This is a genomic window from Bradyrhizobium sp. i1.15.2 (assembly GCF_040548425.1).
GTDB classification, from domain to species: Bacteria; Pseudomonadota; Alphaproteobacteria; order Rhizobiales; family Xanthobacteraceae; genus Bradyrhizobium; species Bradyrhizobium canariense.
Map to the genome: position 1 here is coordinate 25973 of NZ_JBEPRQ010000033.1, position 11614 is coordinate 37586.

The window sequence follows — 11614 nt, forward strand, 5'->3', positions numbered from 1 at the left end:
ATGGACGCCAAAGTCCAAACGGGTGACGCTCCCATTCTCAGATCTCGCGCTCTTGGGCGCGGTATATCCGCTCATCCCTTGAAAGTCCCCTAGGGACATCTAAATATCAGCCACACGCCATCCAGTGGGATGGTGATTGAGGTGTTTAGCGCTATGGCCGACAATGTCCGCGAGTTGCGACCCAAAGCCCCCGACACTGAGAAGATCACGATCAACCTTGGCTACGTCGACCTCGGTCATGTCGATCTTATGGTGCAGGAAGGGTTCTATTCGAACCGGACCGATTTCATCCGGACAGCAATCCGGAACCAGCTCGCGCGCCACGTGGAGGTCGTCAGACAATCCACGGCCCGGAAGAACCTGGACCTTGGGCTGCGCAACTACACTCGCGAGGATCTCGAAGCGGCGCGGCGCGCCGGCGAAATGCTGCAGATTAATGTTCTGGGCTTAGCCACCATCGCCCAGGACGTCACTCCCGAGTTGGCTCGCGCCACAATCGCGTCGGTCTCGGTGCTGGGTGCCCTTCACGCCACTCCCGCGGTCAAGGCCGCTCTCGCCGACAGAACGAGGTGAACGATGCTGAATCAAGACATAGTCCGCGAAGCAACCTGCCTCACGCGTGCCGGCCAATTGGTCGAGGCCACCGCGCTGCTGCAGCGCATGCTCCAGGGCGGTAGCGCTCCAAGACCGGAGTCTCGCAGCGCCTCTCAGGCTCGGCTCCCGCGGCTCGATCCGCTCACCATCGACGCCACGGCCGAAGTTGTCGAGGAGCGGGAAGCTCCGCAGATTGCGCCGACCCGCTCTGCTCAGGGACGCAGACGCTCATTACCGGTCGACGGCATGCGGGATTTTTCCGGGCTCGGCCTGCGAAGTCCGATCACGCGCGTTCCTCTGTCCCCATCGGACATCGTGCCCGAGAACACACGATTTATCGCCGGTACCTTCAGTAACGCCGCGGGAAGCCGGACCCACAAGCTATTCATCCCAAGCCGATGTCAGGGACAACAGCTTCCCCTGATCGTAATGCTTCACGGCTGCACCCAGTCGCCGGACGATTTCGCGGCCGGCACCCGGATGAACTTCCTGGCGGAAGAGCAGAATTGCTTCGTGGTCTATCCTGAGCAGCCGAGCGGAGCCAACCAGTCGAAGTGCTGGAACTGGTTTCGCACCGGCGACCAGCGCCGCAGCGGGGGCGAGCCCTCGATCATCGCCGGCATTACCCGCGAGATCATGCGCGACCATGCGATCGATCCGAAACGCGTATACGTCGGGGGGCTGTCCGCCGGCGGGGCCGCCGCCGCGATCATGGGCGCAACGTATAGCGACCTGTACGCGGCCGTCGGAATTCATTCAGGCCTCGCGTGCGGCGCCGCGAGCGATCTTCCCTCCGCGTTCGTAGCCATGCGGCAGGGAGGCGGCTTCAAGGCAATTGCGGATAGCAAAATTTCCGTGCCGACCATCGTTTTCCATGGCGATCGCGACACTACGGTGCATCCAAAGAATGGCGACCAGATTATCGAGCAGTCCGCCAGGGCAACGAGGCCGACGACGACGGTACTTCGCGGACGCGTACCCCACGGCCATGCCTATACTCGCACCGTCCTGATCGACGGGGCCGGTCGGACCATTTCCGAACACTGGAACATCGATGGCGCCGGACACGCGTGGTCAGGAGGTAGCCCCGCCGGGTCCTACACTGATCCGCAAGGGCCGGATGCGACGAGGGAAATGCTGCGCTTCTTCCTCGAGCATTCGCTGGGTGGGTAGTATGGCTTCACAGGGCGCTCAGGTTGTCCTCGAGCACGTCGCCGAGCGTCCGGACCGCTTGGCGTCGCCGCCGAAGCCGGCCTCTATCCGCCAGCGCTGGGCGCGACGGGCGAGAAACAGGTCGCATAGATCACCGGGACTTTGGGATAATCCTCTCGGCAACGTTCGGTATGTGCCATCCGTCGATGTCTCCGGGCGGCTTGACGTCCGTGATGAGAACGTCCGCGATAAAGCGGTCCTTTGGAGAGCGCCACGTGCGGAGGCCCGATCGTTCTCAGACTGACGCCGTTGAGCATAGGTCTGGAAGATCGCCAGCTAGACGTTTGTTGGTTGGAGTTGCTACCTAAAATCATCCTCGACAGCGCAGAACGTCCGATTGATCTCAGTTCATGCAGGACTCCAACAATGCAAGGGCTTGGAACGCCACGTCACAAAGCCTGTTGTCCTTTCAGAAATGACCGTTGTGGTCGCCCCCCCATTTTCTTGGAGTGTCAGATGAGCAAACGCAAGCCGGCGACAGCGCCGAAGCGCGCCCGCAATCCGAAAATGGCCGCGCGGGCCCAACAGAACAAGCAGGCCATTGTTCGAAGCCCGAAACAGGATTTACTTCGCTCTGTTGCGGCAGTCTCGATTGAACCGCCCCTTGGGCTTTATGATGACTCTAAACACGAGGTTCCTCTCATTGAGCCTCGGGTGGATGCCTTACCGGATGACCTCAGTCCGAGAATCACGGATAGCGATCCAACGAAAGGCGTTGCTTTAGCGACGGCAAACATGCAGGCGTATCAAGCGAAGCTTCTTGAGATAGCCGCGGCCAACGCGCAATTTGCTTTTGAATTCGGCCTCAGACTTGCGACGATCAAGTCACCGACTGAATTTTTTGGCGTCATTACGGAGTTTACAAACAGACGGCTCGATATGGTCGGGCAGCATTCGAAAGAACTGGCGGCTTATCCGGTCTGGCGCATCAATCCGCCCCAAGAGCTCACCGCTCTGTCGGGACGATAACTGCAAGCCGTATCCGCTGCGGCAAAGGATGGAAGCGAACGCGGATCACGCACGCGCGGTTGCTTGCTTTCGGCTGGGGCGCGCGGCTCACAACGAGGGAGCCGAATCAGCATCGGCCCTAAGCGGCCTCGGTGCGCCCAATCCGAGGTACCCGCCATCGCGCATATAGGTTGACACCATGTCCACAACAGAAGCCGTGCTGATGATCGTTTTGGCAGGACTTGTCGTTTTGATCCTCGGCAACATCGCGTTTCAGGTGGCAGCGGAGCGAAAGAATCCCCCGATCGGCGTCTTTACCGAGTGCGACGGAGTGCGCCTTCACTATATTGAACGGGGCGATACCGCCGCCCCTTGCGTGGTCCTGTTTCACGGGAACGGCACCATGATTCAGGATCTCGTCCTAAGCGGCTTGGTCGACCGCCTGGCCCAAGACTATCGCGTCGTTTGCTTCGACCGGCCAGGATTTGGCTACAGCGACCGTCCGCGCACGCGCATCTGGACGGCCACAACGCAAGCTTCCTTGTTCGCGAAGGCTCTTGATCAGCTTGGAGTGCGCAATCCCGTGGTGCTCGGCCACTCCTGGGGAACGCTGGTGGCAATCGCGCTGGCGCTGCGAAGCGGTTATGCCGTGAGTGGGCTCGTGCTTGTGTCCGGCTACTATTTTCCAACCTTTCGGATGGATTTTTGGCTCATGTCAGGTCCGGCACTGCCGCTGCTCGGGGATCTGATGCGCTACACTATCTCGCCGATCATATCGTGGGCTATTACGCCGAAGCTGATGCGCACGCTGTTCGCGCCGCGTGCCATTCCGCCGAAATTCAAGAATGAATTTCCGATCTCGTTGGCTCTCCGGCCCAAGCAGTTGAGGGCGGCCGCCGAGGAGAGCGCGTTCCTTATTCCAGCGGCTGCGCAGTTGCAGCTTCAGTATCAGGGCATCCGGTCTCCCGTTAGGATCCTGCATGGAAAGGGTGACCGGCTCATCGAGGCCGACCAGTCGCGCCGCCTGCACGAGGTGTTGCCTAGCTCGGTGCTACATCTGGTCGAGGATGCCGGTCACATGGTTACCTATGCAGATGCTGCGGGAATAGCGGATGCCGTGGCGGCGCTGGCGCTCACCGCGCCGGTGAGGACCGCATAGGCTGTCTTGTTGTGATGCCGGTGTCCGGAAGTGGCCAATTTCAGACTTTCCCTTCGGTTCGGAGGTTGTCGCGTCTCAGCGTCATTTTTCGTCACTGCGCCCATCAGGTCGCGAAGCTTTTGCGAGGCGCCAAAGTGGTTGATGTGCCCGTTGAGCAGCCGACTTAATTTGAATTGATCGTCAATCTTAGAACTGCAAAAGCGCTCGGTCTCGAAATGCCGCCTGGGTTGATCTCCTGTGCCAACAACACGATCGAATGAGGTGGTGACTTACGTTTTTGACCCGAAGACGAAGATCGCCATCGTGTCCGGCACGTCCGCAGTCGGGGTCAGAGCGGACATCGAGAAGAGGTGGGCAAATCGACGCGAATGACTCAACGTGGAAATGAGCCATTCGGCCGCTCACGAATCTTCAGCCTTCCTGTCCAATGACGGACCTCTGACAAAGCCGTGCCGTGTGGTAATGTTGAGCGCTAAGGGCGGATCTCATCACGCGTCAGCGGGTGCGGCATCGCGTTTCCCCCTGAACGCGATCCTAGCGGCTTGGAAGGCGGTGGGGCAGGCGCTGCGCCTTGCACACCGGTAACGAACTGCCGCGTAGGGCGCTCTTCCCGCAGGTTGTCCTCGGCAGCCCCGCCTAGGCGGGTGAGCTCCGACCACGCCAGCGCGGCGGTGATCCATCTATGCCGCTCTGCTCCATTGGCTTGGGCGGCAAGCTTCATCGCCGCGACGGCCTCGCGCTTGGGGTCGTACTCGAGATCCATGGATACAAATATAGTTGCAGATCGTAAACGATCACGCACCAGCGTGACCGTAGCAATCCGGGGTCGACAACCATACGCGGATCCTGCCTAGCCGCCCGGAGATGCCCGCCCGATCCGCCCCATTCACAGGCGCGGACCTCTCCGGTGCGCTCGCGATCGAGGCCCTGCGCGAGCGTCCCGCAAGGGGATCCAACTGCACCGACACTCCCCAAAAGCCCGTGAATTGCTCGTCTTTCAGATTTCTCGTGACCGGCACCCCCGCTATGGTGGCGCCTCACGGGACTACGTCACCGGCTCACGACGAGAAGAGATGTTTCAAAACGCATCGGATCTGGCCGCGATGGCCGAGGAGCTAGGCCGATCGAGTGACTACCGGGTGCTCCGGCGCCTGGTGCCGCGGCCGAGGTCGGTGGCGGGCTCCGGACAGGAATTGAGGATCGGCATCCTGCTCGACACCGAGACCACCGGCCTCGACCACCGCAAGGACGAACTCATCGAGCTCGGCATGGTCAAGTTCGGCTACACGCCGGACGGGCGCATCATTGATGTCAGGGACACGTTCTCCGCCTTCAATGAGCCGTCCGAGCCGATCCCGGCCGAGATCACGGCGCTTACCGGCATCACCGACGAAATGGTGGCCGGCCACAGGATCGACGAGGCCGCCGTGAACGCCTTCGTTGATGATTCCGTGGTCCTGGTCATCGCGCATAACAGTGGATTCGATCGGAAGTTTTCCGAACGCTACTGGCCCATCTTCGAGCGGAAGGCGTGGGCATGCTCCGCGACCGAGGTCCAGTGGCGGCAGCACGGCTTCGATGGAGCGAAGCTCGGCTACCTTCTGAATGGCGCCGGCTATTTCCACCAGGCGCACCGCGCGGTTGACGACTGTCACGCGCTGCTCGAGATCTTGGACTTCGACCTACCAACGACCGGCGCGCCCGCGCTCGCCGTCCTGCTCGAGACCGCACGACAGAAGACCATCCGGATCTGGGCCGAACAGTCGCCGTTCGAACTCAAGGATTCGCTGAAGCGGCGCGGCTATCGGTGGAGCGACGGCACAGACGGCCGGCCAAAATCCTGGTACGTCGACGTCTGCGAGTCCGCGCTGGACACCGAGCTCGCGTTTCTCCGGACCGAGATCTACCTGCGCGACGTGGAGCCGCGCCTGCAGACGCTGACCGCCTTCACCCGCTTCTCCTGCAGGATCTGATGGCCGCCAACCGCCATGCCGAATACGCGGCGAACCTGGCCCTCAGCGGCCGAGACGTTTCTCGACCCGCTTGCGGCTGTTGCCGACCTTCTTCACGGCCTTCTTCACTGCCGAGGCCGAGCGGCCAGTCTTCTTTGCTTCGTATCGCACTTCGTAGTCCTGGTCTTTAGCCACGCGGGCGCGATCTTGTTTGCGTCCCCGTGGGGTTTTCTTCTTCGCGGCCATCTGCTCCTCCGTCTGCGAAACTGATGGCCAGTGCAACGCTTCAAGGAATCGCGGGGTTCCCTCAAAGAAGCTGTTGCGGGCCGAAGCCGAACGAGCGCCGGCAGCATCTCTGCTCCACCTTTGTTGGCCTTTCCATTTTCGTTTGCTCGACCGCCTGCACGAAGGCTTCGTCGCACCGCATGAGCACAGCGGCCCTTTGGCGCACGTCGCCCGAGTTGGCCAGCTCCGAACGCTCCGGAGCTTCAAGTACGCGCCCGGAGCCCGCTCCCGTTTTCTTGCAGATGCTTTTTTAGATCCTCCGTTCCGAACCCACCGACCGGGAAAATCTGGAACTTCTCAGCCCAGCGTAGGTTGGTTGCCGATCGTCGAACTTAGGAGCCGAATATGAGTCGTGGAATGCCATCGATGACCGCCCTCCTGGGTATGCTCGCGATCGCCGGTTACCAGAATCGTGACAAGCTGGCGGACATGTTTCGCAATGCTAACTCCGGTCAGTCGGCGGGTGCCAAGGATTCCCTGAGCGGCATGCTCGGCAACCTTGGCGGCCTTGTGGGAGGCGGCGGCGTGGGTTCGCTCCTGAACGGCGGGATCGGCGAACTGCTCCAGCACTTCAAGCAGAACGGGCAGGGCGATGCAGCCCAATCCTGGATCAATCAAGGGCCAAACCGCGAAGTTACCCCGCCCGAACTCCAGCAGGCTATCGGTCCGGACGTCCTTCAAAAGCTGGAGCAGCAGACCGGCCTGTCGCAGCAGGAGATTCTCGACCGCTTGTCCCGAGAGCTTCCGACAGCCGTGGACAAATACACACCTGATGGACGTCTTCCGGCTCCATCGGCGGGATAATCACAGCGATCGAGAGAGAGAGACATGGGCATCATCTGGACGATCATCATCGGTTTCATCGCAGGCGTCATCGCGAAGTTCATCATGCCCGGCGACAACGAGCCCTCGGGTTTCATCCTGACCACGATCCTGGGAATAGTGGGCGCGTTCGTTGCGACCTATCTTGGCCAATCTCTCGGCTGGTACCGGCCAGGAGAAGGCGCGGGGCTAGTGGGGGCAGTGGTAGGCGCCATCATCGTGCTTTTCGTCTACGGTTTTGTGGCCGGTCGCAGCCGCCGGGCCATCTAACCACCGTGAAGGGTATCCTTCGCGTTTGCGGAGAATTCGCCCCGCGCGAAAGGCGATCGGCAAGATGAAATGGATGCTCGTTGCTCTGGTAGGAGGATGACCCCGGTGGACACCGACCTGGTCTTCGACAAGTTCGCCGATTGCCTCGCCGCCGAGGAGCAGATGCGAAAGCACTATACGGACGCTTTCGAGGCTTGGGACAGATGGGCTCCGGCCAATATCGAGCGACGCCGCGAATACTCTAAGGCCCGCGACCTCCAGGCCAAACGCCTGCTCAGCAACATCGGTACGTGCGTTCCTCATGCGGGCGGCGACGCCGTAGCACCTCAGCAGCAGAATAATCCCACTCCTTCTCAGCCTTCCCAAGCTACCCCACTCCGCAGCCAAGTCCGAAAACGTAACGTCCGAACGTTTCGAACAGGCCCTGCCGCAAACGAAGGTCGCAGCGGCGCTTTCATCGCCCCTGCCTTCATTGCTCTCGCCACGCGCTGAGCTGTGGGCTGCTGACGATTATAGGTGCACGCCAAATGTCGCCCATAACGGACCTGCGGGCTGACGATGCCGACAGAACTAAGGCGTTTACCGACATCATGTCGGACGCTTTTGACTACTTCCGCGCCTACGCTGTCCGGGCTCTTTGCAAGGCCTGATCCATGCCGCAGGGCAGGATGAAGCATCTGCAGCTGGTTGCGGGACGAATTTACAATCTCCTCAAGAAGGAGGCCGCTTATAGCCCGAACACGCAGCACCTTGAGGACTTCCGGGCAGCGCACAAAATTGAGGAATCTCTCGATGGCCGGCGCGATGACGGCCCACCCACTAAAGGAGCCTTTGCTCCGGTGAGGCCGGGCGCGGAACGGGAGGCTCGTTGAGTGGCTTCCGTCGATGGTCGCACCGTAGTAAGTCTCCTGCGAGAATACGCACAGCGAGCGGCGTTGCGTGGCGGCAACCCGTACAGGGCGAAAGCCTATGCGCGCGCCGCAGACAGCCTGGCGGCCCTTGCCGTCCCTCTGGACGTGCTCATCGCCGAAGACCGGCTCACGGAAATCCCCGGCGTCGGCGAGGCGATCGCCGACATTATCGTCAAGCTTCACAAGACGGGCTCTCATCCGAGCCTTGAAAAGCTGCGCAAGAAGTTTCCCGAGGGTGTACTCAAGATGCTTTCGGTGCCAGGTTTGCGGCCGGAGAAGGTATCAGGGGACCTGCCGCTATCGAACGGCCGCCACCGCGATCACCAGTAGAGGAAGATCGGCACCAATAATGGTGATACGAGCCACTCACGAATGTCGAACTTGCCGGGATCGGGCATCTGACCGCCTTCTTTCAGGTGGAGGCGGGAGCGCAATGCTCTCAGTCGCCGACCACTGATCGGGGCGGTGATGGATGACATCCCTGGGCTTAAACAACGCGCAGCGATACCTAAAAAGCACGCCCGAACGCGGCGAATCAGCGGCTTAACTTTAGCGAGGGCAGAACAATGGGATGCATCGCGTCCCGTTTCTGCTGTAGGTCGGCGACCACTCCTATAATACGCTTTGCGGTGAGCGGATCGAAGGGGAAGGCCGAGAGCCGTTGGTAGTGGGAGATTATCTCGTCTAGCTCTTTGCAAGCGTCGCACATTGGCTCACCCGCTCAACTTGAGGCGGGAGCACACGGGCTCTCGGTCACCGATAACAGCAGAGGATGACCCTGGCTAAAGGCTGCCGGTGCTTTCAGTTCCTATTTTAAGAGCGGCCACCCGGCGCGGGCCGCGGATCGTCGCGCCGAATGTGCCGTAGGGTTCAAAAGCTCAGGTGAGGACGTCCATCAGCGAGGGTCGCCCTCCGTAAACCGACATCTCGATCGCCGTGCGCTGTCAACTCAGGCGTCAACAGGCAACAAGCATTTCGAAATGAAGGAAGACGCTGTCATTGCGTTCTCTGGTCCGAGCAAATCTGATGCAAACAAAGATCGCTGAAAGAAGAGGCCGCCTGAAGCGCCTAGTACTCGTTCCCGTCGCTGTGATGAAGATCAAAAGCTCGATCGTACCTGTCGCGGGCTTCGGTACCTACGCTGTATCGGCCGGGCCACCATGAATGCGGTGGATTGTAGTTGTCGTTCTCAGCGTCTTCTTTGGCCTTTCTGCTTAAATCCTCGGGCGTCCAAAGCGACATTGATTTATCTTTACTCATGCCCAAGTCCTCCGAGTGTGCTGCGGCCTATCGCACCGGCAGCAATTTTGAAACGAAGTGCCAGTCGCCCAACAGCATCCCACCAGAACTCTGAATCCATCGCCTACGGTCTCATCGAGGACAATCATGCTGACGGACAGAAAAAAAGCGAGCGCCGCAAAGAAAGTTCCAGCCGCGCTGGCGAGCGCCGCCGCGTCGGCACCGAAGCTCCATTCTTCCGGCCGTTGGAATCTTATTGTGTGTGCAACACGGCTTGGCAGATCGATGCCCATATAGAAACCAAAAGCCCCGTAAAGCACCATCAAGAGGACCATCCATTCATTTCGAAACAACTCGGTTTCCATGCGCATCAGTCCTACGCCCACGTACAGGCCGCCTGCGGCGCCAACCATGGCCAGTCCAGTCCTTTCAAAGATGTGTGCCACCTTAACGACAACGGAACGGCCCAGCCACGTTGCGAGGGTGACGTAAGCGTACTTCGCCAACTGTTTCTCCCTAGTGACAAAGCGCACGGCTCTTGGGACGAGACTTCGAGACCGCCACCAATAGAACCCTGACCAGCTATTGATTTGGTGGCTAGTTCAGCCTGAAATCGGACTGGCAACTAGGCCGTTATGAGCGGCAGAAGAACGATCGGTTTCTTTGAATCTAATGCGGTTTCGGCAAGGGTGAGATTTGTTGAGGTCCCTTCTGGTGCAAGGGTGCGGCCGTTGGCGCAGGGCTACAGGCTGGCCGAGCTGGAAGCGACGACATGTCGGGAGCAGCTCTGGTCTTTGGGAAGTGTCCGCACCGACGTGTCAATAGCTATATTACGACTATAGAACCGTGCGTTGCATTGTTGGCCACCATGGTTGCAGTCGCCGGCGACGCTGCGATGACATCTGCCTTGAGCGCTACCAATTCGTCGGCGACGCGAAGCACCCCGTGGGATTGCCTCTCCCCGAACCGGCAATCGATGATGACATTCTGGCCGGCGGCCCCTGCGAGCTCGCGCGGTCCTCGTCGAAACGCTTCCAGGGGGCGCCAGCCAAGGGTGTCGCGCACACCCATAGGCAGGACAGCGGTCGGCTGCGGCCTGGGTTTGATCTTGATCAAGTTCAGCAGCGTCGCCGCCACGATCATCGTTAGGACGCCACCAACGCTGAGCGTGATCTGCATCGCAAGCCCCTCAGATATGTCGAGCAGCGCCAGGAGGCTGACGAGCGTGAGCAGAACGCCGAGGCAGAAGATTGGCAACGAGTGCTTGCCACAGAGGATGGCGCCGCGCATCACCGCAGTCGTCAATGCTTGTCGATTGGGTGGCACGAACCATACCGCTACAACCGCAAGAGCGAAGAAATGCAACAGACGCAACGGATCGAGATTCGATTTGTCCATCGGGTAAGCCAAGTTCGTCAGCCCCTTCGGTATCAACGCTTCCAGCGGCTTGATTCTCCAGCTCAATACGATGGCGAGGCTGAAGACCAGATAAAGAACGGCAGGCACAAGCACCATGCGCGACGTTAGCCAGGGGCGTACTCTTTCGCCCTCGATTATCACCCACGCGCCAAGGACCACGAGCAGTTGCCAGGCCAGTGGATTGAAAGCCCAGTGGCCGTTCGGCCACGCCGGCAAGGACCAGCCGAATATATGCACCAGCGTATAAAGCGCCAGCGAAGCGCCAAGCGTCACGTTCGGCAGTCGCAGCAGCAACCACAGCAACGGCGCGAACAAGAGGTGGAGAAGCACGAAGATCGGCAATACGTCGGTATTGACCGGACGATACTGCAGGATCGCCGCGTGCGCGAGCGTCGCGCCGGGCTGATCCAACAGAATGCGCGTATTGCTCTCGTCAGCGAGGCGTTCCACGCCAGCGATGCGGACTAGAAGGGCGCAGGCGAGCGTGAGCAGCAAAAATGCGACATAGATGTCCCAGCTTCGCCGCAGCGTTCGGCGGATCACGCGGGTCCATCCCTCGCACCTCCATACCTTACCGTAGGCCAGTGCGCAGGTGACGCCCGAGACGAACATGAACAGTTCCGCCGCATCGCTGAAGCCGTAGTTTCGCGGCGTCAGCCAGCTTCCAATGTTATTGGGGACATGATCAAGAAAGATGCACCAGAGCGCGATGCCGCGGCAGGCGTCAATCCGCAGGTCGCGGCCGTTGGCTTTCAGCTCCGGCAGTGCGGCCGCTGATGGCTTCGGGGTGGCGGTTAGCATTG

General features: G+C 60.3%; 11 protein-coding genes and 1 pseudogene. 9 read left to right on the top strand and 3 right to left on the bottom strand.

Translation table 11 applies throughout. The features are described 5' to 3' along the window. The first annotated feature begins 153 nt into the window (after window positions 1-153). From ABIB80_RS34565 to ABIB80_RS34585, 5 genes are all read left to right on the top strand, one after another. The gene (locus ABIB80_RS34565) at window positions 154-573 is read left to right on the top strand and encodes a ribbon-helix-helix domain-containing protein (protein WP_354129107.1); all 420 of its coding nucleotides are present in this window, start codon (window positions 154-156) and stop codon (window positions 571-573) included. 3 nt (window positions 574-576) lie between these two features. Next, window positions 577-1767, top strand: coding sequence for an extracellular catalytic domain type 1 short-chain-length polyhydroxyalkanoate depolymerase (locus ABIB80_RS34570; protein WP_354129108.1), 1191 nt, complete (start codon window positions 577-579; stop codon window positions 1765-1767). A gap of 495 nt (window positions 1768-2262) precedes the next feature. Next, window positions 2263-2775, top strand: coding sequence for a phasin family protein (locus ABIB80_RS34575; RefSeq protein WP_009859254.1), 513 nt, complete (start codon window positions 2263-2265; stop codon window positions 2773-2775). Between the two features lie 178 nt (window positions 2776-2953). Beyond that, complete coding sequence (locus ABIB80_RS34580; RefSeq protein ID WP_219681308.1) at window positions 2954-3913, top strand: alpha/beta fold hydrolase; 960 nt, start codon at window positions 2954-2956, stop codon at window positions 3911-3913. A 1073-nt stretch (window positions 3914-4986) separates the two neighbouring features. Beyond that, the gene (locus ABIB80_RS34585) at window positions 4987-5886 is read left to right on the top strand and encodes a 3'-5' exonuclease (protein WP_219681396.1); all 900 of its coding nucleotides are present in this window, start codon (window positions 4987-4989) and stop codon (window positions 5884-5886) included. A 42-nt stretch (window positions 5887-5928) separates the two neighbouring features. Here ABIB80_RS34585 and ABIB80_RS34590 read toward each other — a convergent pair whose 3' ends face one another. Further along, window positions 5929-6111 (bottom strand): DUF3606 domain-containing protein, encoded by a 183-nt coding sequence (locus ABIB80_RS34590; protein ID WP_354129109.1) that lies wholly within the window; start codon window positions 6109-6111, stop codon window positions 5929-5931. Window positions 6112-6495: 384 nt separating this feature from the next. On the opposite strand from ABIB80_RS34590, the gene ABIB80_RS34595 reads away from it, so the two are divergent. The 4 genes and pseudogenes from ABIB80_RS34595 to ABIB80_RS34610 form a co-directional block, all read left to right on the top strand. Further along, window positions 6496-6954 carry a YidB family protein gene (locus ABIB80_RS34595; protein WP_219681312.1) on the top strand — a complete coding sequence of 153 codons (459 nt, stop codon included), beginning with the start codon at window positions 6496-6498 and terminating at the stop codon, window positions 6952-6954. Window positions 6955-6978: 24 nt separating this feature from the next. Beyond that, complete coding sequence (locus ABIB80_RS34600; protein ID WP_219681314.1) at window positions 6979-7242, top strand: GlsB/YeaQ/YmgE family stress response membrane protein; 264 nt, start codon at window positions 6979-6981, stop codon at window positions 7240-7242. A gap of 105 nt (window positions 7243-7347) precedes the next feature. Continuing rightward, complete coding sequence (locus ABIB80_RS34605) at window positions 7348-7734, top strand: hypothetical protein (RefSeq protein ID WP_246648706.1); 387 nt, start codon at window positions 7348-7350, stop codon at window positions 7732-7734. A 380-nt stretch (window positions 7735-8114) separates the two neighbouring features. Continuing rightward, window positions 8115-8435: pseudogene (locus ABIB80_RS34610) on the top strand (DNA polymerase/3'-5' exonuclease PolX); the annotation flags it as partial. A gap of 974 nt (window positions 8436-9409) precedes the next feature. On the opposite strand, the gene ABIB80_RS34615 reads toward ABIB80_RS34610, so the two are convergent. Both ABIB80_RS34615 and ABIB80_RS34620 read right to left on the bottom strand, forming a co-directional pair. Continuing rightward, window positions 9410-9898, bottom strand: coding sequence for a hypothetical protein (locus tag ABIB80_RS34615; protein ID WP_246648707.1), 489 nt, complete (start codon window positions 9896-9898; stop codon window positions 9410-9412). A 319-nt stretch (window positions 9899-10217) separates the two neighbouring features. Further along, window positions 10218-11612 carry an OpgC domain-containing protein gene (locus ABIB80_RS34620; protein WP_354129110.1) on the bottom strand — a complete coding sequence of 465 codons (1395 nt, stop codon included), beginning with the start codon at window positions 11610-11612 and terminating at the stop codon, window positions 10218-10220. Between the last annotated feature and the right edge of the window lie 2 nt (window positions 11613-11614).